The organism is Microbacterium sp. PI-1 (assembly GCF_004337555.1).
GTDB classification, from domain to species: Bacteria; Actinomycetota; Actinomycetes; order Actinomycetales; family Microbacteriaceae; genus Microbacterium; species Microbacterium aurugineum.
This window is the reverse complement of the sequence record NZ_SJYZ01000016.1, coordinates 20,759-43,920: the sequence shown is the minus strand read 5'-3', so window position 1 is coordinate 43,920 and position 23,162 is coordinate 20,759. Positions and strand designations below refer to the sequence as shown.

The window sequence follows — 23,162 nt, the reverse complement described above, 5'->3', positions numbered from 1 at the left end:
CCACCAGCGGATCATCCACCACCGGATCCGTCACCGTCACCGTCCCCGTATTCGTCACCGCGAACGAATACGTGACCGTCTCCCCCGGCTCCGCCAAGCCATTCCCATTCCCCTCATTCAGAACAGCGATCTTCGTCAAGGCGAGCGAGGCATGAGCGATCGTGATGTCGACCGTCGCCGAGGATTCATCGGTGACCTGCTCCCCGACGCTGTTCTGGGCGACCACGGTCGCCGTGTTGACGAAGCTGGTCTGCTGCGCATCCGCCGCGGTGACCGTATAGCTGCCGGTGCACACCATCGACGAGTCCGCCCCGCCGGCCGGGCCCAACACGGTGGACGGACAGCTGACGTCCGCGATCAACGGGTCGTCGACCACGACCCCGGTGAGCTGCTCGACTCCGGTGTTGGTGACGACGAACTGGTAGGGAATCGTGTCGCCGAGCCCGTATGCCGCCGGCTGAGGATCGGTGCGGTCGACCTGCTTGACGAGGCTGATGTCGCCGAGTGGATTCACCGACATCACCTGCACATTGCGGATGAGGTGCACGTCCGTCTCTGCACCCGTCGATGCGGCGAAGCCGAACTTGTACGTCGCCGGCGGGCGCTCGTCCATGACGTAGGAGAGGACCGTCTGGTACGCCGTCCGGGTTCCTGTGAAGTCGATCTCGACGGTCACGACAGGGAACTCATCCGGCGAGACCGTCACGCGGACGTTGCGAACCGCCTCATCGGGCCCCACGGCATTGCGAATCTCTCCCGGCAGCGTGGAGGCACCGCCGGGAGGGCCCAGTCGTGTCGACGCCAGGAAGCAATATCCTTCGTAGCCATCGCCGGGCCCACGCAGGGTGACGGTGTTGCCGACGCGTGGCGGGGAGAGGTAGCCCGACAGGGCCGGACACCCGACGCCACGGCCTTGATCGTCGTTGGTGTTGTACCCCCAGGCGTCGAAGGCGACACCGAGGTATCCCCCCGCTACCCCCTCTTGCGATGTACCCCCGAAGACGAACGGCGCGTAACCCAGAGATGCTCCGATGCCACCGGTGCTCGTGAGCGACCGCGAACCGTCCGAGAGGAAGAAGGAGATTCCGTCCGCACCGCTGCCGCCGTACTGCGCCTGATCGAACTCGATCGCCAGTCCGGCGTTCGCCGGGAGTGCGCGATCGAACACCATCCCGCCGTTCCGGTTCTGACTCTCATCGTTGAGTTGGAGCCATCCCGGAAGGAGCCCCGGCGTCGGGGAACCGTTCGTGAACGTGCACGGGCCCAGGTTGGAGGCCCCGGGTGGCGGCGCAGCGGTGGCCCCGGTGATGCATGCCCCATCCAGCCCGATCGCTCGGACATCGGGAACGGTTTCACCTCCGAACGTCTCGTCCAACAGCACCGAGCCCGCAGCATACGCGGGGGACGCGAAGATCAGAGAAGCGGCGACGACGCTGACCGCGGCGAGCAAGGCGGCCACGCCTCGCGCACGTGATCGGGCTTTCACGACTCGCATCTTCACCACCGCACCAATCTCGTGTGAACAGCAGATGAGATCGACCATCCACGCGAATGCCGGTACTGCCACGACGAGACCCGCGGGTGGGTGGCCCGTGTGTCTGTGTCTCGGACAGTAGCGCGGGGAAGGGCCGCCCACAAGGCATGGTTGTCGACAGGCGTCGGATGCCACGGCACGGAGGCACCGGGTCGCTCCTACGCAACGCCTCCGGACAGCACGCAAAGCCGCTCGACGCACGATGCCGCCGCCAGGTTCTCCATGCCGGGGGAGACTCCCTGCGTATCCCCACAACTGGGGATTTACCTTCCGCGGGAAGCGCCATAGGTTGTGACCATCTCATGGTCCGGGCTGGACGACCGCCCATCTCCCCTCCCCCATGGTCGTCCAGCTCCGGCACGCGCGGGTCGACGTCGTCACACCGGCGACGACTACGCAACGGCTGGAACCGACTACGCAATTCTCGGCCCGCGGTGTACCCCTTTCGACGCAGGCGACCACCGCGGTCACGGTTCGGCATCGAATCTTGATCCGTGCCGATTCGCGTGGGGATCATCGACAACCAGCCGGCGCTCGTGCTGGGCATCACGGTCCTGATCAACGCGCAACCGGACATGACTTTCGTCTGCTCGGCACGCAGCGTCCGCGAACTGCTCTCGGCCGGGAAGACCCTCGACGTGGTGCTGGTCGACCCCGCGATCGGGGGGCCCCTTTCGCAGCCACCTCCCTGGGAAGCACTCGTGTCGCGCGGCATCGGAGTCCTGGTCTTCTCCGGCGTCTCACCGATGCTCTCCGCTGCACAGGTGCCGGGATCCGCCGGTGTGGAGAGCATGCGGAAGACCGATCCTCTCCACCGGGTCATCGCCGGTATCCGTGCGACCCAGCGGAACCGTTCAGCAGCGCGGGAGCTCGACTCGAGCACGAGGACTCCGCTCTTCGCACCCGAGGTCGCGTTGTCTCCCCGGGAACGTGAGGTGCTGGAGCTGTACGCCACCGGATACACGGCGGCGCAGGTGGGTGAGGCGCTGGGCATCAGTCGGAACACGGTCGTGGATCACATCAAAGGCATCCGCCGGAAATACGTGACCGCAGGTCGACCGGCCTTCACGAAGGTGGATCTCTTCCGGCGCGCCGTCGAAGACGGCCTCGTACCAGACGGCAGCGTCTGACGACCCCTTCCGGCCGCAGTGCGCCCGGGAGAAGAGCGGCGACGGTGGCTGGTGGCCTTGCTCCCCACGGCAAGGCCACCACACCGAGGCGCCTCCCCACGGCGCCACTCCGACGGCGGCCCCCCAGCCGCGCGTCGGAGCACTGACGGGCGTCCCCGTCTCCCCCAGTCACAACATCACCAGATCGAGCGCGACCTTGTTCCAAGAACCGTTCGACTTAAGTAGAACGTGCTACGGAATTCCGCATAGGAGCAGAAACTCGTCCCCTCAGTGAGTACCGACGGCTCCGGAGAGTCCGTTTGAGAGACGACAGAGCGGCGTGCCGCGTCGGTAGACATGGCACGCCGCTCTGTGACGTGATCAGCGGTTGTTACGCCTCGATCACCGGGCGCTTCATCCGTCGCGCGAGGAGGAGCACTCCTCCCGCGACCACGAGCAGCGCAGCCGCGCCGCCGATGATGCCCAGGCTGCTTCCGCCCGTCGACGCGAGGTACGTAGCCTCGTCAGCGGGGGTGGTCACATCGCTCTCGGGCGGATCGATCGGCTCGACGTTGTCGGGGACCTCGGCGTAGCCGGTCGCGGCGTTGTACACCTGACCGTCCTCCGCGTCCTGCTCCGTGACGGTGTACCCCTTCACGGCGTGACAGGTCATGGACTCGCCGGGCGCGAGCGTCGTCTGCGGGCACTCGACCGCGATACCGGCGTCCGTCAGCATCGGGTCGTCGACGTAGACATCCGTCAACTCAGCAGTACCGGTACTGGTGAGGTCGAAGGAGTAGTCGATCGTCTCACCGGCGTCAGCCCAGCCGTTGCCGTTGGTGTCGTTGAGCTGCGCCGACTTGACGAGCTCCAGGCCGGCCACGAGCGGCTCGAGCGGGATGACGACCTCGTCGGGCGGGCTCACCGGGTCTTCCGGGTCGCCCGGGGTCTCCGGAGGAACCGCGCCCGTCGCCGTCGCGATGTTGTGGATCTCGCCGGCAAGGGCGTCGACCTGCGTGATCGTGTAGTTCTCCGACTCGCACACCGCGGACTCACCAGCGGCCAGGGAGGTCGGATCACACGTGATCGCGACACCCAGCTCGTCCAGCAGCGGGTCCAGGACACGGACATCGTCCAGCGGCACGTTGCCGGTGTTGGTGACGGCGAAGGTCCACTTCACGACGTCGCCGGGATCGTTGATCCCGTTGTCGTTCGCGTCGTCGACGAGGACGTAGTCCTTGTCGAGCGAGAGCCCGGGAGCCGGAGTCGGCTCGGTCGGGACGATGACCTCATCGGGCGGGCTCACCGGGTCTTCCGGGTCACCCGGGGTCTCCGGAGGAACCGTTCCGGTCGCGGTGGCCACGTTCAGGATCTCTCCCGCTTCAGCGTCGGCCTCCGTGATGGTGTAGTTCTCCGAACGGCACGTCGCGGACTCGCCGGCGGCCAGGGACGTCGGATCGCAGGTGATCGCGAGACCCAGCTCGTCGAGCAGCGGGTCCTGGACACGGACATCGTCCAGCGGCACGTTGCCGGTGTTGGTGACTTCGAACGTCCAGGCGATCACGTCGCCCGGGTCGTTGATCCCGTTGCCGTTCGCGTCATCGACGACGACGTAGTCCTTGTCGAGCGAGAGCCCCGGGGCCGGGGTCGGCTCGGTCGGGATGATGACCTCGTCGGGCGGGCTCACCGGGTCTTCCGGGTCGCCCGGGGTCTCCGGAGGAACCATTCCGGTCGCGGTGGCGACGTTGTGGATCTCTCCTGCTTCGGCGTCGGCCTGCGTGATCGTGTAGTTCTCCGACTCGCACTCCGCGGACTCACCGACAGCCAGGGAGGTCGGATCACACGTGATCGCGACACCCAGCTCGTCCAGCAGCGGGTCCACGACACGGACATCGTCCAGTGGCACGTTGCCAGTGTTGGTGACGGCGAAGGTCCACTTCACGACGTCGCCGGCATCGTTGATCCCGTTGCCGTTCGCGTCGTCGACCAGGACGTAGTCCTTCTCCAGCGCGATGGCCGGAGTCGGGGTCGGCTCGGTCGGGACGATGACCTCGTCCGGCGGGCTCACCGGGTCTTCCGGGTCACCCGGAGTACCCGGCGTCACGTTACCGGTCGCGGTAGCCACGTTGTGGATCTCTCCCGCTTCCACGTCCGCATCGGTGATGGTGTAGTCACCCGAGCGGCACAGCACCGACTCACCAGGAGCCAGAGGAGCCGGGTCGCAGATCACGTCGATGCCGAGATCCTGCAGGAGAGGGTCATCCACGACGACGTTCTCCAACGCGACGTTACCGGTGTTGGTGACATCGAACGTCCACGCGATCACATCGCCCGAGTCGTTGATCCCGTTGCCGTTCGCGTCGTCGACCAGGACGTAGTCCTTCTCCAGCGCGATTCCCGGAGCCGGGGTCGGCTCGATCGGGACGATGACCTCGTCGGGCGGGCTGACCGGGTCTTCGGGGTCACCCGGGGTGCCCGGCGGAACGGTACCGGTCGCAGTAGCCACGTTGTGGATCTCGCCGGCTTCGGCGTCCGCCTCCGTGATCGTGTAGTCCTCCGAACGGCACGTCGCGGACTCGCCGGCGGCCAGGGACGTCGGGTCACACGTGATCGTGAGACCCAGGTCGTCGAGCAGCGGGTCATCCACGACGACGTTCTCCAACGCGACATTGCCGGTGTTGGTGACGTCGAACGTCCAGGCGATCACGTCGCCCGGGTCGTTAATCCCGTTATCGTTCGCGTCATCGACGACGACGTAGTCCTTGTCGAGCGCGATCCCCGGGGCCGGGGTGTCGAGGACGACGAGGTCGAACGAGACACTGGCCATCTTCACGAGGGAGATGTTATCCACGGCGAAGTCGTTACCGAAGCCGCCGGCTGCGTAGTTGCGCAGTCCGATCGTCGCCGTACCGAGCGAGTCGGCGACGAACGTGCCGACGTTCTGTCCCCAGACGACATCCTGGGTCAGGCAGGAGCTCTGCTTCGCGATCGGGAGGGACGAACCGATGTTCTTGGTCTCTTCACTGTCGGTCACGTAGAACGCAGACTGCACCGGCAGCACATTGCCCGCGCTGTAGCTGATGTTCGTCACGTGACCCTTGACCGTGTACGTGGCGCCGGGTTCCAGGCCGTTGACCGTCGTGGAGATGAGGTCGTGGGGCGTGGGGAACGACATCGAACCGTTCATCATCAGCACCTTGCCTGAAGCGGCTGACTGCTCGGTGGTGACCTGAGTGAGGTTCGCGGCCGGGCTCCTCATCGGATCCGCACTGCAGATCACCTCGCTGGAGGTGGCACCGGCGTTGGGGAGTGCGTCGTCGATCGAACGGACATCCGCCCAGAGCACGTTGTAGCGATCCGCGTCGGGACCACCGAAGTTGGTCGTCGGCCAGATCGTGTACTGCCCGTCGCAAGGTCCGTAGTACGGCGTCGAAGGGTTGCATCCCTCCGTCTCGTGGACCGTCGAGGGGTCGTCCCAGGCGTAGATCGTGTTCGCCGCGATCTGAGGCATCGACTCGCCGAGGTAGTCGAAGGTCCCGTTGTCGAAGTCGGTGACGAGGTTCGGTCCGTTGGTGTCTCGCGCGATCTTCACACCGGACAGGGTGCCGACGTAGTCGGCGGGTGCGACGACGCGCAGCTCGCTGTGCGCGCGCGGAATGGAATAGATCAGTGGATCGGGCGAGACCAGCTCAGCCGCTCCGCCGTCGACGACGAGCGACCATCCGGTCGGGATTCCCGACACCTGGTACGAGTCGAAGTCCGCGCCACTGAGATTGTCGTCCGTGATCGTCAGCGTGAAGCCGTCGGCATCCGCTTCGACGACCTGGTTCGGGGAGACGTCGACCGTCAGGCCGTCCTCACCCACGACCGTGGCGGCGAAACTCGGAGGGACGACCACGAGACTCGTGAGCACGGCGATCGTGCCCGCGAGAATCGTCGACAATAAGTATCGGGTTCGTGGTTTTCGTGATCCCATGGAGAAGGTACCTTTCGTACAGGGAAGCTTTTCGGCGCGCGGGAAAGAGAGCACGCCAGGTCTCGGCGGGCTGGAACAGACAACGCCGCATGCAAGTAGATGGGGCAACTCGCTGGGCGCTCGACGATCGGGTTCGATACCAGTACCCGAATGAGGACGGCTCCGTGCCCGGCTCCCCGCTATCCGTACGCGACTCCGTGGCTCTACGCGCCGTACCCGTAGTCAGACGGCATACGGTCCGCGTTCACCGGACGAGAGCATGACACGGGCGGGGAACCGTCAGGATGGGCCGCGGAAGACCGCCCGTGTCACATCACCTCGGCGAGCGCCGACGGCGATCCAACGGTGTTGGGCATCTCCAAGGTAGGCCCGGAGGGAGGCCGCGGCCGGTGCCGTACCGAGAGTGCCGTAGCCCCGCGCACAGGTTGCGTAGGTCGCGGCGAGGAGGCCGTAGTCGCTCCAGAACCTGAATCGGAAGCGCTCTCCCACCGTCTCGAGATCGCGGTACCGAGTGGACACGAAAAACGCACCTAAGTCGTCGGCGTGGTACGCAAAACACCAAGTTCCACCGCGCACGGACTGCGTGCGCGCCCAGACAGGTCCCTCTCGTACTGAAAGGTGTCCCTGGGTCAGCTCCCCCCGTGCGTGATCGCTCAACGACGATCGCGAACCCGCATGGAAACAGAATCCGACTCGGTAGCGCCGTTGTCATCTCATCCTGATCCGCGCGCGTCGCGGACGGCTGCGCGGCCGAACCCCACAGGAACACGGACTTCCGTCGCGCAGGGATCAGGTCTAGTTTTCGGTTAGGAGTGTCCGCGTGAGGAAGCGGGGTCGTGCCATGGTCATCGGTCGGGAGCAGAGCCTGGCCGCCGCGCTGGATCTGGTGCATGCCGGCGTCAGCGTGGACGTCGTCGGCGGACGAGGCAGCGGCCGCAGCGCCTTCCTGAGGGCGCTCCGCGCTCGGCTGGAAGAGGGCGAGTGGAAGGTCATCCAGGTTCGGGGCGTCGCCTCGCTGCGTCAGCATCCGCTCGCCGCACTGCACCTCGCCGGCATTCCCCCCACGGGGACGCAGCGCTCGACGAGTGGGCTCCACGAGACGGCCGAAGCTCTGCGACATGCTCTGCGGTTACCCCGCTCCGTGCTGTTCCTCGACGATTGGGACGACCTGGATGAGTCGTCCTGGGGCGTCGCCGAGGCCGTTCGTCGCTCGAGCGGCATCCCCATCGTCCTCTCCCGGCTGCAGGGGCTGCGTGCGCGCCACACCCCGACCGGCCTCGCCGCCTCCACCCTGGAACCCTCCTATGTGATCGACATGTCTCCTCTGCGCTTCGAGGAGATGGAGAAGGCGCTGGAGCATTACCTCAAGGGGCCCATCGAGGCGGCGACCATGAGCCGGATCTTCGCGAAGTCCGGGGGCAACATCGGGCTGGCATTGAGCCTGGTCGACGCCTGTATCCGCGAGCAGAGGATCGCGCTCCGCGGAGGGAAGGAGTGGGTCGCCACCCGCGACCTGTGGAGCTCGGGCCTGCGCGCGGTGCTCGAAGCGCACCTCGAGGATCTGGACGATGCCGCCCGGGACGCGATCGAGATCATCGCCATCGTCGGCGTGGCCGACATCGAGACCGTGCGCAAGCTCATCGACTGGGGCACGCTGGAGCTGCTCGAGGAACGTCGCATGATCACGTTCATCTCCAGTGGCGCGCGGCAGCTCGTGACCGTCGTGCCCCCGCTCATCGTGGAGTTCTTCCGCCACGAGCCACTGACCGCGCGACGCACCCGACTCACCGCCCTGATCGTCGAGCGCCTCGGCACGGCCGGATCCGCCTCGGCGATCCTCGCCGAACGTGAGAATCGCCAGCCGACTTTCGGGACGCAGGAGGCGCTGTTCGTCCGCTTGCTCCAAGAGCGCGCCCGGGCGCGCAGGATCGTGACGGCTTCCGAATGGGAGGCGAACCCCTCGGCGAGCAGCGCCGTGCGGTATCTGCGTGCACTGATGCACACGCACACCCCGACCGTCACCGAGACCGTCCGACACGTCTTCGACACCACCGACGCGAGCAACGGAGACGTTGCCGGACGCGCTGACTTCGAGAGCCTGCGGGCGGAGTGGACCGCCTACGTCGACCACGATCTGGACGGTGCTCAGCGGCGTCTGAGCGAGGCTTCGATCACGCTCGGTCCCTACGCCCGGATGCTCGACGCCGTCGACGTCCGCCTCCAGGCCAACCTCACACGCATCCCGGACGACTTCGGCGCACGGCTCGAGGTCACCGACGACCTGCCCGACGATGTGAAGCTGCAGCTGTGGGAGACGCAGATGCTGGTGCTCGTCTCCACGGGTCGGTTCAGCGACGCGCTCAGGGTGCACACTGCCACGGAGACGGTCGAGCGCCCACGAGACGCTTACATGATCCGCGTCCTGCACGGCCTCGCCCTGCTCGGGATCGGATCGCATCGTGCCGCGCTCGAGACCCTCCAGCAAGGGTTCGACGAGGCGCACGGGTATCTCGACATCGATGCACTCCGCGCGTTCGGCGCCGCGGTGATCCTCGTGCAGCTCCTCGCGGGTGACTACGCCGCCGTGGACGAGATCGTGGAGACGGTGTTCGCCGCCGGTGAGCCCTCGCCTCTGCCTCCCGGCGTTCAACTCTCGCTCTTGACCATCGCGTCCGTCGTGGCGATCCGACGCGGACAACTGAGCCTGGGAGAGAAGATCGCCCAGGAGATCAACGGCTCCTCCATTCTCGACGGCCCGCTACCCGGCCAGACCCACGCCTGGCCTCGTGCGCAGCTCCTGGCCTTCGATGGAAAGGTGCAGGCGGCCGCGGATGACATGTGGGCGTCGTCGCAGTCGCTGTGGGATCGTGGCGCACGGTTCGCCGCAGTGCTCGGCATGCTGTCCTCGCTCGAGCTCGCCCCCGTCGGGGAGCGCCTCGCGGTCGCCCGTCGCGCGCTCGACGAACTCCCGGACGCCCGCCTGCTTCAGGCGCACGGTGACTACGTCTCCGCCCTCGCCGAGGGCGACCCGGTCACGATGCTCGCGTGCGTGGAAGAGCTCGAGCAGGTGGGGCTGGTCGGCCTCGCCCTCTCGGCGTGCCAGATCGCGCGCACCACGGCGCTCGAGAGGGGCGATGACGCCACACGCCGGGCCGCAGACAGCGCGGCGCACGCGATTCGCGCCGCTCACGGAGACCGGGCCTTCGACACGGCCAGATTCGGGGCCGCGGCCGTCACCCTCACGGAGCGCGAGCGCGAGGTCGGCAGGTTCGCCGCGATGGGTCTCTCCAACCAGGAGATCGCCACGCGCCTCGTGCTCAGCGTGCGCACGGTCGAGAGTCACATGCATCGCATCATGCGCAAGCTCGACGTGTCGAACCGGAAAGCGCTCGCGCAGCACGTCGAGGTCCTGTCTTAGCTCTCCGCACAGAGAGAACGCACCGCGGAGTTCCGCCCTCCGGACCACGGAGCGGGCTGCTGTCATCACTGAATCATGGCAGCGCGGCTACGTGACCTTTGTGGCGACCGGTACTCGCAGACCGCTCCGTGGCGATACTGATCAGCTGCCCTTCTCGTCCGGAGCCACGACCCATGCCGCATCCCCCCTCTCGCCCGCTCACCCGATCCTCGAGGTCACGCCGAGCGCTTCGCACGCGCACCCTGTTCGCGGGGATGCTCCTGGCTGTGGGGGCGGCGGTGCTCGTCGCCGTGATCTTCGCTCCGTCCGAGGTCGAGCGCGTCTACGGCGAGACGAAGATCGCGATCGCCACGGTTCAGACCGAGGCGAGCGGAACGCTCCCGCACGTCACGCTCGGCGTCCCGGGCGACGAGAGGGAATTGGACCGGTGCGACGGCACCTTCACCGAGATGGTCCGCTATGAGAACCCCGGCACGGTGCCCACGTGGGCTGCCCACAACAACTGCGGTGGGGACGTCATCCTCCCGTGGGAGGTGGGCCAGCAGCTCTCCATCGACGGAGTCACCTATGCCGTGGTGGATGTCCGGATGCTGCCGAAGCGCGTCGCGACCTCGGACGACCTCATCGGAATACAGGGCGAACTCACCCTGCAGACCTGCCTCTACGGCCAGCAAATGATGAAGTTCGTCGGAGTGGAGAAGGTCTCAACGACCGCGAGTCGCTGACACGGCGGCTACTCGGCTCACACGTCGACTACCGCCGATCACGTCATCGGCGCGCGTGGTTTCGGCTCGAAGACACGGAGAACCACGCGAGGAGCACGGCATCGGAGGCATTCAACGCCGAGGAGCGAGGCTGGCCACCTAGCTTTGCTGAGTTCCCTGCGCTGCACCCAGAAACCCGACAGGCCGCGCAACTCACACTCAACCAGGAAAGCAAATACAGATCATGTCAACATCCACCGTCCCGAACGCTTCTGGTAGCGCAGTCCCCACGGAGGGCCTGCGCTCCAAGATGCTGGGATTGGCGAGCCTCGTCACGGGAATCGTCTCGTTCTTCGCAGGTATCACGCTCCTCGTACCGATCGCCGGTCTGGTCGCAGGGTTCTTCTCGCTTCGTCGCGAACCCGCAGGCCGAACGCTTGCCGTCTGGGGAATCATCCTCAACACGCTGGCACTCATCGGTGGCGTGATCGTCGCCGTCGGAATCATCCTGACCTTCATCGGTACCGGCCTTACCGCGTTCCTCCCCGCGTGACTCGGCAGCACCGCTAGCTGACTGCGCATCACGCTCGATCGTCGTCGGGGCTCGGCCCGGGCAACGGTCGAGCGTGACGTGTTTCCCGGAACGGTGCCCTACGTATTGACAAGCTTCGATGCATGCGAGATCGTCTATGCATCGAAGTTTTTCAATGCGACGGACCGGCCACGTGCGACGCCTGCTCCGCCGTCGGAGCGCGAACACCCTGCCCGGAGAACTTCCGGACACCATGCTCTCGCGCCAAGATCACCGAGAAGGAGAACGCATGAGCTCGTCACCCCTGCCCACCCCTCACGTCCCCCGTGTTCCCGCACGGATGAGGGCCATCGTGCTCGATCGCTTCGGCGGCGTCGATGAGCTCGCCCCTCGGACGATCGACGTTCCGATCGTGGGCGAGTCCGACGTCCTGATCAAGGTGTCCGTGGCGGGGGTGGCCTCCTGGGACGCCGTGGAGCGCCAGGGGGAATATGAGGATGCGTTCGGTATCGCCTCGACCTTCCCCTACGTACTCGGCTGGGATGCCGCCGGCACGATCGCCGCCGTGGGCAGCGCAGTCACACGCTTCGCGGTCGGCGATCGCGTCTATGCCGCGTCGATGCCCGTGCCGCGCGGAGGGTTCTACGCCGAGTACGGTGTCGTCGCCGAGGAGCACGTCGCCCACGTCCCCGAGCGCCTGTCGATGGCCGAGGCCGGCGTGATGGCGTGGGATGCCCTGACCGCCCTGAGCGGAATCGATCTGCTCGATCTCGCGCCCGGCCAGACGCTGATGGTGTTCGGTGCGAGCGGGGGCATGGGACACATGGTCGTGCAACTGGCGCAGCAGCGCGGCATCCGGGTCCTTGCCGTCTCCTCCGGCGCCGACGGCGTCGCTCTGTCCCGGAGCCACGGCGCCGCGGCCGTCGTCGACGGCCGCTCGCACGACGTCGTGGCAGCGGCGGAGGCTTTCGCGCCGAACGGGCTCAATGCGGCGTTCGTCACCGTCGGCGGATCCGTGCTGGAGCAGGCGCTTCGCGCGATGCACCCTTCAGGACGCGTCGCTTGGCCCCACGGCGTTCATCCCCTACCCGCGACACCACCCGCCGTGCCGATCCTCCACTTCGACGGCGACCGGAGCCATGCCGGCCTCGAACGACTCAACTCCCTCATCGACGCCGGCACGTTCACGCCGCACGTCGCGCAGCGGTTCCCCTTCACTCGTGTGCAAGACGCCCACCGCGCGCTCCGCGAACACCATGTGGGGAAGCTGGCCCTCGACGTCGCGGGCGACGACGCGGAAACGGCATGACCGCAGCAGCGGGAACGATCAGCCGGCGATCACTTTGATCCCCAGCGTGGCGGTCGGCACATCCTTGGTCTCACGAGCGGTGAGTGCCGCGAGCGTCACGATGAGGCACACCACTCCCGTGAAGATCGAGATGACGACCCATCCCCCTTGCTGAACGCCTCCGAGCCCGGCGACGATCGACGGAGCGAATCCGGCGAGCAGGAAACCGATCTGAGTGCCGATCGCCAGCCCGGAGAACCGGACCCGGGCAGAGAACATCTCACCGTAGAAAGAAGGCCACACCGCGTTCGCAGCCGCGTAGCCGCAAGAGAACGTGAGCACGGCCAGAGCGAAGGTGAGGACCATGTTGTCCCCGCTCATCGACAGCATGTAGAACGGCATGAAGACGGCGGAAGAGATCGCCCCGTAGATGAAGACCGGCTTTCGCCCGATGCGATCGGCGAGTGTGGCGAACAGGGGCTGCGTTCCGAGAGCGAAGACGTTCGCCACCACGACGAGCCACAGGGTGAGACTCTCGGCGAGTCCGACCTCCTTGCCGTAGGCGAGCGCCAGGTTTCCGAACACCGTGGAGACCGCGGCGATGAACGCGCACAGGATCACTCGCAGCACGTCCCGCCAGTGATATCGCATGAGGTCGAACAGCGGGATCTTCGCGATGTCCCCGTGGGCCTTCGCTTCTTCGAATGCCGGCGGCTCCTGCAGGGTGCGACGAATGTAGAACGTGACGACGACGACGACCGCGCTCAGCCAGAACGGTATCCGCCATGCCCACTCGTACTTGAACGGGTCTTCGTCGGGGATCAGCGTCACCGGGAGGAAGATGAGCGCTGCGAGGATCTGCCCGCCCTGTGTTCCCGACAGCGTCCAGGAGGTGAAGAACGAACGCCGATCGTCGGGCGCATGCTCCAGGGTCATCGACGACGCGCCCGCCTGCTCACCTGCGGCGGAAAGCCCCTGCATCAAACGACAGAGGACGAGCAGGATCGGCGCGAACCAACCGATCTGCGCGAACGTCGGGAGGCATCCGATGACGAAGGTCGAGATGCCCATCAGCACGAGCGTGAACATCAGGATCCGCTGGCGTCCCAGCCTGTCCCCCAGGTGGCCGAGGATGACCGCGCCGATCGGACGTGCGATGTAGGCGAACCCGAACGTCGCGAGCGACATGACCAGAGCTGCATTGTCCCCGTCGGGGAAGAAGATGTGCGGGAAGATCAGCGCCGCGGCGGTGCCGAAGATGAAGAAATCGTAGTATTCGACGGCGCTGCCCATGAAGCTCGCGACAGCCGCCTTGACGGGGGTCTTGTGACCCGTTTCCGCGTCGACGGGCAGGTCGGGGGCATCAGAGGGCGCTGCGCTGGGTGGATGCGACACTTGTTGACTCCTTTGTCATGGTGATGATCACTTACGGGGCGGCGATGAGTTCTTCGAAGTGCCGGTGCATGCGCGGAAGGTCCGGGGCTCGGCCGGTGACCAGGTGGAAGGTGTCGGCCGCCTGACCGACCGCCATGTGCCCGCCGTGCATCGTGCGGCAGCCGGCAGCCGCGGCGGCGCGGAGGAGCTCCGTGTAGAGCGGTCGATACACGATGTCGGCAACCCAGTGCCGCGCGTGAAGCAGTGTGAGGTCGAAGGGCGCTCCGGGATGATTGTGCATCCCGATCGGCGAGCAGTTCACGATGCCCTCGGCTGTCCGAAGCAGATCGGCAAGGTCATCCGGGCTCGCCGGGACCGCCGCGCGACCGTGCCTCTCGGAGACGGACTTCGCAAGGCTCCGGGCGCGATCCGAGTCCAGGTCGACGATGACCAGTTCCTCGGCACTCAACCGCATCAGCGCGTCGGCGACGGCCGCCCCCGCGCCGCCGGCAGCGAGCTGAATGACTCGCCCTCTCCGGACATCGTCCAGTTCCGCGCGAAAGGCCCGCTCGAACCCGGTGGTGTCCGTGTTGAGGCCGACCCGTCCGTCCGCGGTGAACAGCACCGTGTTCACCGCGCCGACGGCAGCGGCAACGGGGTCCAGGGAATCGAGGAGAGGAATGACCGCCTGCTTGCAGGGATAGGTGATGTTCAGCGCGCTGAATCCCAGACGTTCGGCCCAGTCGAGCACATCGGCGAGCTTCTCCGCGCCGAACCCCGACGACCCCGACGCATCGAAGTCGATTGCTCGATCGACGAGATTCAGGCCCTGGGCTCTGCCCTCCTCCATCTGCAGCAAGGGCGTCAAGGAGGGGAGCACTCCCTCACCCACCAGCCCCATGAGAACCCCGGTCGATGCGTGGACCGGCTCGGTCGCGAGGCCGAGGGATCTGATCATGGGGCATCCGTTCGTAATGGACTAACTGGTTAGTACACTTTGACGCCCACCGGCCGGCATGTCAACCGTGGGCTAATTAACCGTCTGGTACATTGAGCGCCATGCGCACTTCGATAGCGACCGTCTGCCTCTCCGGGGGCCTCGTCGACAAGCTCCACGCCTGCGCCGCCGCAGGCTTCGACGGCGTCGAGATCATGGATGCCGACCTGGTCGCGGCCGTGGAGTCGCCGGAGGAGATCCGCGCGCTGTGTGCGCGTCTGGGACTGACGATCGACCTCTTCCAGCCGTTGCGTGACTGTGAAGGCGTCGATGACGCGACGTTCGCGGACAATCTGCGCCGTGCTCGCGCGAAGTTCGAGGTGATGCGCCGACTGGGGGCTTCGATGGTGCTCGTGTGCAGCAATGTCGGAACGGCCACGATCGCCGACCCCGAGGTCGCCGCGCGGCAGCTGGGGCAGCTGGCGGACGCGGCGGCGGAGTACGGCATCTCGATCGCATACGAGGCGTTGGCCTGGGGGCGGTTCGTCGATGACTACCGGGACGCGTGGAACATCGTCGAGCGTGCCGACCGCGCGAACCTGGGCGTCTGTCTCGACAGCTTCCACGTTCTGTCGCGGGGCCACGACCCTGCCGGGATCGAGGGCATCGATCCCGCGAAGTTGTTCTTCCTGCAGCTGGCCGATGCACCGTCACTCGACATGGACGTCTTGTCGTGGAGCCGCCACCACCGCCTCTTCCCCGGCGAGGGACAGTTCGATCTGACGACCTTCCTCTCGCACGTCCTGTGCGCCGGCTACACCGGTCCGCTGTCGCTCGAGGTGTTCAACGACACCTTCCGTCAGACCGACGTGACCCGAACGGCCGCGCATGCGCATCGCTCCCTGCGTTGGCTGTACAACAGCACCGTTCGTGCGAACGGACAGCCGGACGCGCAGGTCGCACCGCCACAGCCCCCGCACGCGGTCGACTTCGTCGAGATCTCCGGCTCCGATCTCTCGTCGGTCGAGCAGATCCTCGACCAGCTCGGGTTCGACTTCGAGGGCGGACACCGCACGAAGGCCGTACGCCTCTGGCGCGCGGGCGAAGCGAGCATCGTGCTGTCGGAGGAGCCTCGCGCCGGCGAACCGCACATCGAGGGGATCGGCTTCACGGTGACGGATGCGCAGGCGGCGAAGCGGCATGCCGTATCGATCGGCGCGACACCGCGGTTTCGTCGCACCCGCGCCGGTGACGCCGAGCTACCGACCGTCTCCGCTCCGGACGGCACCGGGATCTACTGGAGTTCCGCGTCCACGGCAGAGTCGTGGGTCGCCGAGTTCGAAGGCGGCCAGACCTCCGAGATCGACTCTCTCCACGGCGTCATCGATCACCTCAACGTCGCCCTCCCGTGGCATGAGTTCGATGAGGCGGTCCTGTTCAACATCGGCGTTCTCGCGCTCGACCCGGGGACGTCTGCGGATCTGGCCGGCCCCTACGGCCTCGTGCGCAGTCAAGTGATGCGCACGCCTGACGGATCGGTCCGCCTCGCCATGAATCTCGCCCCTCCCACGGCGCCGCTTCAGCCTCGCCACATCGCGATACGGGTCGATGACGTGGTCGCCGCCGCCGAACGTGCGCGACGCTCGGGCTTGCCCTCGCTCCCGATTCCCGACAACTACTACGACGACCTCCACGCACGCTTCGGCCTCGACGACGAATTCCTCCACCTCCTGCGCGAACTCAACCTTCTCTATGACCGTGATGCGAATGGCTCCTTTCTGCACTTCTACACCCCGACCGTCGGCAAGGTCTTCTTCGAGATCGTCGAACGGCGCGGTGCCTACGACGGATACGGCGCGGCCAGCACCCCGGTCCGGCTTGTGGCTCAAGAAGACCGCAGGGCAGGATAGCCATGTGAGCGAACGAGTGGTGCGGCATCGCGACGCCGAGCGGACGCGGGCCGAACTCCTCGCCGAGGCGACAGCGGCCTTCGCACAAACGGGATATTCCGGAACGACAGTCGATGACATCGCGCAGCGGAGCAGCACCACCAAGCGCATGATCTACTACTACTTCGGGAGCAAGGAGCAGCTGTACCTCGCCGTCCTGGAGAACTCCTACCGCGAGATCCGCGAAGCCGAACAGCGACTGCACGTCGATGGACTCGAGCCGGTCGCCGCCCTCCGCCAGATCGCGGAGCTGACCTACGATCACCACCTGGAACACCGGGACTTCGTCCGCCTCGTCGCCGTGGAGAACATCCACTACGGACGTTTCGTCACGCAGGTGGACTCCCTCCGCGAGCTCAACGCACCGGCCGTCGAACTGCTCGACGACATCCTCAGACGAGGGCATGAACGCGCCCTCTTCCGCCGTGACATCGATGCGCTCGACGTGCATCTGCTGATCAGCTCCTACTGCGTCTTCCAGATCGCGAATCAGCACACTTTCGAGTATCTCTTCGACACCGACCTGCACTCGCCCGGCCGTCGCGACCACCTCCGCCAGATGATCGGCGACGTTGTCGTGTCGTGGGCGACCGCACCGACGGAGTAGTCGCCGGTGTCGACGACGAATCCTCTCGCTTCCCCCGACCGACGCCTGCTCCTGCTGAACGGCCCGAACCTGAACCAGCTGGGCCTCAGGGAACCAGAGCTGTATGGTACCGAGACCCTCGACGACGTCGCGCGGATCGCCGCAGCCACGGCACGAGCACTCGGCTACGACATCGAGACCGTCCAGAGCAATCACGAAGGCGTCCTCATCGACGCGATCCACGCGGCGCGGAACCGAGTCGCCGGCATCGTCATCAACCCCGGCGGCCTGACCCACAGTTCCGTGTCACTTCGGGATGCGCTCTCCGCTGTGGCACTCCCGTTCGCGGAGGTGCACGTCACAGACCTGGACCATCGAGAACCCTTCCGCCGCTTCTCCTACCTCCACGACATCGCAGCCGTCCGCGTCGTCGGGCAGGGAGTGAGAGGGTACGCCGTCGCCGTCGAGGAACTCGTCGCCCTGCTCTGAGCCCGTCGAGCCTGCACAGCGCCGGGATGTCGCGCTGCGCGCCGGGGCGTCAGTTGAAGTCGCCGCCGGGAGCCATGTCGGCGAAGCGTGAGTAGTGACCCTGGAACGCGACGGTGATCGTGGCGGTCGGGCCGTTGCGGTGCTTGGCGACGATCAGGTCGGCTTCACCGGGTCGCACGTCTTTGTCGTAGACGGAGTCGCGGTGCAGCAGGATGACCATGTCGGCGTCTTGCTCGATCGAGCCCGACTCTCGCAGGTCGCTGATCGCGGGCTTCTTGTCGGTGCGCTGCTCGGGGCCACGGTTCAGTTGCGACAGGGCGATGACCGGAACCTGGAGTTCTTTGGCGATGAGCTTCAGGCTTCGCGAGAACTCCGAGACCTCCTGCTGTCGCGACTCGACGCGCTTGCCCGACGTCATCAGCTGCAGGTAGTCGATGATGACCATGCGCAGCCCCTCGCGCTGCTTGAGGCGACGGCACTTGGCGCGGATCTCGACGAGCGTCATGTTGGGGCTGTCGTCGATGTAGAGCGGCGCGTCGTTGATGCGTCCGCGGGTCGCGGCGACCGTGGTCCAGTCGCGGGGGTCGAGGTTTCCCTTGCGCATGTTCTGCAGTGGGATCGCACCCTCGGCGCTGAGCAGGCGCATCGCGATCTCGCTCTTGCCCATCTCGAGGGAGAAGAAGACGGAAGGAAGGTCATGGCCGATGGAGGCCGCACGCGCGAAGTCGAGCGCCAGCGTCGACTTACCCATGGCGGGTCGCGCGGCGACGACGATCATCTGACCGCCGTGCAGACCGTTCGTGAGTTCGTCGAGTTCCTTGAAGCCGGTCGGGACACCGGTCATCGAACCGTCACGACCGCTCGCTGCCTCGATCTCTTCGAGCGCGGCATCGACGGCGATCTGCAGGGGGACGTAGTCTTCCGCGGTCTCGGATCCGGTGATCGAGTAGATCTCGGCCTGCGCGTTGTTGACGAGGTCGGTCGCGTCACCCTCGCCCGCGTAGCCCAGCTGCACGATGCGGGTGCCGGCGTCGACGAGTCGGCGCAGGATCGCACGCTCCGAGACGATGCCGGCGTAGTAGCCCGCATTCGCCGCGGTGGGGACGATCGAGGTCAGGGTGTGCAGGTAGTCGGCACCGCCGGCGCGACCGAGCTCGCCCGTCTTGATGAGCTCGTCGGTGACGGCCACGACATCGGTGGGCTCGCCGTGCGAGTACAACGAGAGGATGGCCTCGAAGATCAACTCGTGCTTCGGGATGTAGAAGTCGGCGCCCTTCAGCGTCTCGATCACATCGGCGACCGCGTCCTTCGACAGGAGCATTCCGCCCAGAGCACTCTGCTCGGCGAGAAGGTCGTGGGGAGGCGTGCGCTCCGGCCCGCGCGACGAGCCCATGCGCTCCTCTGAGATGTCGGCGATCGACACAGTCTTCCCTTCGATGCGACGTTTCCGATGCGATGCCCTGATGAGGCGTCTCGACGGCTGAGCCGTCTGATCCTCGACCGTCACGCCGTCCTGCACAGCGAAACAGGTGCCTCCGACATTCGGTCGCTCGCTCACGCTACGAGCGACTCTTTCCCCATGCAACACGGCCTGTGGATAACCATGTGGAAAGCGTGCGGACAAAGTCGGAGTGTCTGTGCACAACAGGTGTGGATAACCCCGTGGAGTGCTCCGACTTCAAAGTTTTTTATCGTGCCTGAGCAGGGCTTTCCTGTTTCCCCACCCTGTGGATGGGAATCAGTTTAAATCGGGCGTTGAAGGTTGGCCCCGTCGGGGATGGGATGTGTAGAACCTGGGGAAAGTCAAGCCGAGATTTCGTCGGGCGCGTCACGGGCCGACATCGGCAGAAACTCGCGGATACCCCCCTAGACAGACGGTCGCGACGCGAGTATCGTCACCCGCAATCGACGCATCTGCGCCGAGGTGACGTTGCCTTCGGAGGGGGAGGTCGACGTGGACGTTCGGGCCACCCGACGCGGCGTTCCAGCCGCCGTCCTCTGGGGTGCCCTGGGAGTGCTCGCCTGGGCGACTCTCGCCGTCTTCCTCGGAGGCGGGTCCGCGCATGCGGACGACCGCGACGATGGCCCACTCGACGGACTCACCTCGCTCGTCGGCGACACCGTGTCGAGCGTGACAGCTCCCGTGAAGCCGGTCGTCACGGAGGTTGTCGCTCCGGTCGTCACAAAGGTGGTCGCGCCGGTCGTCACCAAGGCCGTCGCCCCCGTCGTCACCAAGGTCGTCGCCCCCGTGCAGCAGACCGCACCGGCGGTCGTCGAGACCGTCACGGAGACGGTCGCCGCGACTCCGGTCGTCGGCACCGTGACAGCGCCCGTCGTGCAGGCGGTCACGGAGACGGCGCACGACGTGGTCGCCCCCGTCACGGCGGTGCTCTCCGACGCACCGGTCTCGCAGATCACCGATCCACTCCTCGACACCGTCGCCGGCCTTCCGCTCGTCGGAGGACTCGTCACCGATCTCGGCGTGATCACCACCGTCGACGACCTGGTCGACGTCGTCGACGACACCACGGCCATTCTCGGCGGCGTGGTGGATTCGACCGTCCCGCCCGTGCTCGACGCCCTGGACCCGACGACACCCGATCCCGCACCGGGTTCCGGAGTGGTCGTGGAGCCCTCGACGCCCGGCGCCACCACGGTCGCGCCCAGAGATGAGGCCGCACCCGGACCGGCGCCGTTCTCGGCGTCGTCCCGGGTGCTCGCCGGCGCGGCGTTCGTCGCGACCGCTCCGACAGTGTCGGCCGGGTCTTCCGACGCGCTCGGATCCGGCGCCGACGCCACCGGTGCGCCCGAAAACTCTCCCCCGGGAACCCTCCCGGGCGGCCCTGTTCCCGCGTCTTCCTCCGCCGGTTCCGGCGGAGGGGCAGGCGCTGCCCACGCGCGTCTCAGCGACGTGGATCCTTCTCCGCTCCGTGCTGGCGAGCGGACCTCCGGCGCATCCGACGACGCTCTTCCGACGTCGCCGGTCGCCGATACCGACGTCTCTCCTGACTGACGGACCGTCACGTCGTTCCTTCGGGGACGACAGATGCCGTGCTGCGCGCGCACGTCGATCGCGCGCACCCATCAGACGATCCCATCATCAGTCAGGAGAACGATCATGCGCACGTACATCAAGCGGGCCCTCTGGGGCACGCTCATCGCCGGGGGCATCACGCTCCTCGGTGCGACGGCCGCCAATGCGGCCGAGACGACCGGAGAGGACGGGTTGCTCTCGGGCACCCAGGCGGAGACAGCGATCACCGCCCCGATCACGGTCGTCGGCAACGCGATCTCGGTGCTGGGCGACACTGTCGTCTCCGCACCGGCACCCGCGCCCGCACCGGCACCCGCCCCTGCACCGGCACCCGCACCCGCACCGGCACCCGTCACCAGCGGGTCGGACGGCACGGCATCCGGCACCCAGGCCGTGGTGACCGTGAACCTTCCCGTCACCGTGTCGAACAACGCGGTGAGTCTGGTCGACGACAGCGCCTCGACCAGCGCCCCGGCCGCGGCTCCCCAGACCCCGGCTCCCCAGTCCGGGACACCGGCCGAGGCGCCTCTCGTGACCACGAACGGCGTGGACGGCGTGCTCTCGGGCACGCAGGCGCTCCTCGCGGTCAACGCACCGATCACCGTCACGGGGAACGCGATCTCCCTGCTCGGCGACAGCGCCAGCACCGGTACAGGCACGCAGGGAGCCGCAGCACCGGCACCCGCCACCCCCGCCGACGCAGCCACCTCCGGCGAGGACGGCATCGGCAGCGGCACACAGGTCGTCGCCCCCGTCACGGCACCGATCACGGTGTCGGGGAACGCGATCTCCCTCCTCGGCGACAGCGCCAGCACCGGTACAGGCACGCAGGGAGCCGCAGCACCGGCACCCGCCACCCCCACCGACGCAGCCACCTCCGGCGAGGACGGCATCGGCAGCGGCACACAGGTCACCGCCCCCGTCACGGCACCGATCACGGTGTCGGGGAACGCGATCTCCCTCCTCGGCGACAGCGCCAGCACCGGCACGGGCACGCAGGGAGCCGCAGCACCGGTCACTCCGGCCACCGGCGGGAACACCACCAGTGGTTCCGACGGCATCCTCGGCGGCACCCAGATCACCGCACCCGTCACCGCCCCCGTGGGCGTGACCGGCAACGCGATCTCGCTGCTCGATGACGCGACCGTCACCGGCACCGGCGGGAACACCTCCGCACCGGCCACCCCGACCACCGGCGGCATCACCACCAGCGGTCTCGGCGGCCTCCTCGGCGGCACCCAACTGGCACTGCCGATCAGCCTGCCGATCACGCTCGGCGGCAACGCCATCTCGGTGCTCGGCGAGGCCACGGTGACGGACCCGGGCACGGACCCCGGTACCGACCCGGGAACCGACCCCGGCACCGACCCGGGAACGGATCCCGGCACCGACCCCGGAACGGACCCCGGCACTTCGACCGGTTCCGCCACCGCTTCGGGCGCGGCGTGGACCGGCCAGTCGACGGGGCTCGCGATGACGGGCGGGGGCTCACCGGCAGGACTGATCGTCCTCGCCATGATCCTGCTCGCCCTCGGAGGTGCGGTCCTTCTGCGACGTCGCGGAGCGTCGGCGTAAGGAGAGACGCCGGCGGTGCGGCTGTCCTCGGGGGAGGAGACCCCGCACCACCGGTGCGCCGACGCGTCATCACCCACCCCATTGCGACGGGTTCGTAGCCCCCGGCTCCCCGTCGCCCGACGCCGGCGCAGAATGGGCGGATGCCCCGTGGAAATCCCACCACGGGGCATCCGTCGCGCCCGCGCAAAGCATCCGAGGTCCACTTGTCGGGAGCCTGGGCAGATGCAAGGAGAAAGTAGCCTCGAACGCCGCCTCCGTACGGATTCTCCCGACAGGTGCGCCGCCAACCGGCGAGGAGGCCGCGCGGGGCGAAGTCAGGGGATGTCGTCGACCTCGCCGTAGGAGATGATCGCCGCGCGATACCGCTCCACGAGGTCACGCCATCCGAACCCCTCGGTGTACTCGTGCTCGTAGACCGCCTCCGTGAAGTGCCAGAGCAGATACGGATGCGCGCCCAAGCCGTAGAGCGCACCGTAGTCACGGTCCACGAAGGCGACACGCTCCTCCGGGGTCAGCACCCGGTCGTCGGCGACGGCGTCCGTACCCGCTCCTCCGGCGAGCCAACGATCGACGAAGCCCTCGGTGTCGGCCACGTACGCGTTCACGTTCGCGGTGCTCATCTCGACGGCGCGGATGAACTTGTTCATCATGTATCGG

15 protein-coding genes and 1 pseudogene are annotated in these 23,162 nt (G+C 67.0%); 10 read left to right on the top strand and 6 right to left on the bottom strand.

The window, feature by feature from the left end:
* Positions 1-1,486, bottom strand: a pseudogene (locus E0W80_RS19205) (DUF11 domain-containing protein); the annotation flags it as partial.
* Positions 1,487-2,028: 542 nt separating this feature from the next.
* Between E0W80_RS19205 and E0W80_RS13595 the strand changes: the two are divergent.
* Positions 2,029-2,664, top strand: coding sequence for a LuxR C-terminal-related transcriptional regulator (locus E0W80_RS13595; protein ID WP_131493221.1), 636 nt, complete (start codon positions 2,029-2,031; stop codon positions 2,662-2,664).
* Positions 2,665-3,034: 370 nt separating this feature from the next.
* Here E0W80_RS13595 and E0W80_RS13590 read toward each other — a convergent pair whose 3' ends face one another.
* Positions 3,035-6,586, bottom strand: coding sequence for a hypothetical protein (locus E0W80_RS13590; RefSeq protein WP_165875466.1), 3,552 nt, complete (start codon positions 6,584-6,586; stop codon positions 3,035-3,037).
* A gap of 853 nt (positions 6,587-7,439) precedes the next feature.
* Between E0W80_RS13590 and E0W80_RS13585 the strand changes: the two genes are divergently transcribed.
* The 4 genes from E0W80_RS13585 (at position 7,440) to E0W80_RS13570 (ending at position 12,582) form a co-directional block, all read left to right on the top strand.
* Positions 7,440-10,037, top strand: coding sequence for a helix-turn-helix transcriptional regulator (locus E0W80_RS13585; RefSeq protein ID WP_131493217.1), 2,598 nt, complete (start codon positions 7,440-7,442; stop codon positions 10,035-10,037).
* 254 nt (positions 10,038-10,291) lie between these two features.
* Entirely contained in the window at positions 10,292-10,762 is a 471-nt protein-coding gene (locus tag E0W80_RS13580; RefSeq protein ID WP_131493215.1) for a hypothetical protein, read from the top strand.
* Positions 10,763-10,985: 223 nt separating this feature from the next.
* The gene (locus E0W80_RS13575) at positions 10,986-11,294 is read left to right on the top strand and encodes a hypothetical protein (protein ID WP_227991869.1); all 309 of its coding nucleotides are present in this window, start codon (positions 10,986-10,988) and stop codon (positions 11,292-11,294) included.
* Between the two features lie 268 nt (positions 11,295-11,562).
* Positions 11,563-12,582 carry an NADP-dependent oxidoreductase gene (locus tag E0W80_RS13570; RefSeq protein ID WP_205802351.1) on the top strand — a complete coding sequence of 340 codons (1,020 nt, stop codon included), beginning with the start codon at positions 11,563-11,565 and terminating at the stop codon, positions 12,580-12,582.
* A gap of 18 nt (positions 12,583-12,600) precedes the next feature.
* Here E0W80_RS13570 and E0W80_RS13565 read toward each other — a convergent pair whose 3' ends face one another.
* Both E0W80_RS13565 and E0W80_RS13560 read right to left on the bottom strand, forming a co-directional pair.
* Positions 12,601-13,914 (bottom strand): MFS transporter, encoded by a 1,314-nt coding sequence (locus E0W80_RS13565; RefSeq protein WP_276320542.1) that lies wholly within the window; start codon positions 13,912-13,914, stop codon positions 12,601-12,603.
* 73 nt (positions 13,915-13,987) lie between these two features.
* The gene (locus E0W80_RS13560; protein WP_131493213.1) at positions 13,988-14,893 is read right to left on the bottom strand and encodes a shikimate dehydrogenase; all 906 of its coding nucleotides are present in this window, start codon (positions 14,891-14,893) and stop codon (positions 13,988-13,990) included.
* Positions 14,894-14,994: 101 nt separating this feature from the next.
* Here E0W80_RS13560 and E0W80_RS13555 point away from each other — a divergent pair, with 101 nt between their 5' ends.
* The 3 genes from E0W80_RS13555 to E0W80_RS13545 are packed head-to-tail and all read left to right on the top strand — an operon-like array spanning position 14,995 to position 17,896.
* Positions 14,995-16,782 carry a sugar phosphate isomerase/epimerase and 4-hydroxyphenylpyruvate domain-containing protein gene (locus E0W80_RS13555; RefSeq protein WP_131493211.1) on the top strand — a complete coding sequence of 596 codons (1,788 nt, stop codon included), beginning with the start codon at positions 14,995-14,997 and terminating at the stop codon, positions 16,780-16,782.
* Positions 16,783-16,786: 4 nt separating this feature from the next.
* The gene (locus E0W80_RS13550) at positions 16,787-17,428 is read left to right on the top strand and encodes a TetR/AcrR family transcriptional regulator (protein ID WP_240740535.1); all 642 of its coding nucleotides are present in this window, start codon (positions 16,787-16,789) and stop codon (positions 17,426-17,428) included.
* 6 nt (positions 17,429-17,434) lie between these two features.
* Positions 17,435-17,896, top strand: coding sequence for a type II 3-dehydroquinate dehydratase (locus E0W80_RS13545; protein WP_131493210.1), 462 nt, complete (start codon positions 17,435-17,437; stop codon positions 17,894-17,896).
* A gap of 49 nt (positions 17,897-17,945) precedes the next feature.
* Here the strand turns inward: E0W80_RS13545 and dnaB are convergent, their stop codons facing one another.
* A complete protein-coding gene (dnaB, locus tag E0W80_RS13540; protein ID WP_165875465.1) occupies positions 17,946-19,289 on the bottom strand; it encodes a replicative DNA helicase in 1,344 nt (447 codons plus the stop codon).
* 561 nt (positions 19,290-19,850) lie between these two features.
* Between dnaB and E0W80_RS13535 the strand changes: the two genes are divergently transcribed.
* Both E0W80_RS13535 and E0W80_RS13530 read left to right on the top strand, forming a co-directional pair.
* Positions 19,851-20,909, top strand: a complete 1,059-nt coding sequence (locus E0W80_RS13535; RefSeq protein ID WP_240740534.1) for a hypothetical protein — start codon at positions 19,851-19,853, stop codon at positions 20,907-20,909.
* Between the two features lie 105 nt (positions 20,910-21,014).
* On the top strand, positions 21,015-22,505 hold the full coding sequence (locus E0W80_RS13530; protein ID WP_131493206.1) for a chaplin family protein: 1,491 nt from the start codon (positions 21,015-21,017) through the stop codon (positions 22,503-22,505).
* Between the two features lie 314 nt (positions 22,506-22,819).
* Here the strand turns inward: E0W80_RS13530 and E0W80_RS13525 are convergent, their stop codons facing one another.
* Positions 22,820-23,155, bottom strand: coding sequence for a hypothetical protein (locus E0W80_RS13525; RefSeq protein WP_131493204.1), 336 nt, complete (start codon positions 23,153-23,155; stop codon positions 22,820-22,822).
* Between the last annotated feature and the right edge of the window lie 7 nt (positions 23,156-23,162).

Excerpts from the sequence above, each read along its gene's own strand:
- E0W80_RS13580 (WP_131493215.1), top strand. The coding sequence starts at position 10,292 with ATGCTCCTGGCTGTGGGGGCGGCGGTGCTCGTCGCCGTGATCTTCGCT.
- E0W80_RS13575 (WP_227991869.1), top strand. The coding sequence starts at position 10,986 with ATGTCAACATCCACCGTCCCGAACGCTTCTGGTAGCGCAGTCCCCACG.
- E0W80_RS13570 (WP_205802351.1), top strand. The coding sequence starts at position 11,563 with ATGAGCTCGTCACCCCTGCCCACCCCTCACGTCCCCCGTGTTCCCGCA.
- E0W80_RS13560 (WP_131493213.1), bottom strand. The coding sequence starts at position 14,893 with ATGATCAGATCCCTCGGCCTCGCGACCGAGCCGGTCCACGCATCGACC.
- E0W80_RS13555 (WP_131493211.1), top strand. The coding sequence starts at position 14,995 with ATGCGCACTTCGATAGCGACCGTCTGCCTCTCCGGGGGCCTCGTCGAC.
- dnaB (WP_165875465.1), bottom strand. The coding sequence starts at position 19,289 with ATGGGCTCGTCGCGCGGGCCGGAGCGCACGCCTCCCCACGACCTTCTC.
- E0W80_RS13530 (WP_131493206.1), top strand. The coding sequence starts at position 21,015 with ATGCGCACGTACATCAAGCGGGCCCTCTGGGGCACGCTCATCGCCGGG.
- E0W80_RS13525 (WP_131493204.1), bottom strand. The coding sequence starts at position 23,155 with ATGATGAACAAGTTCATCCGCGCCGTCGAGATGAGCACCGCGAACGTG.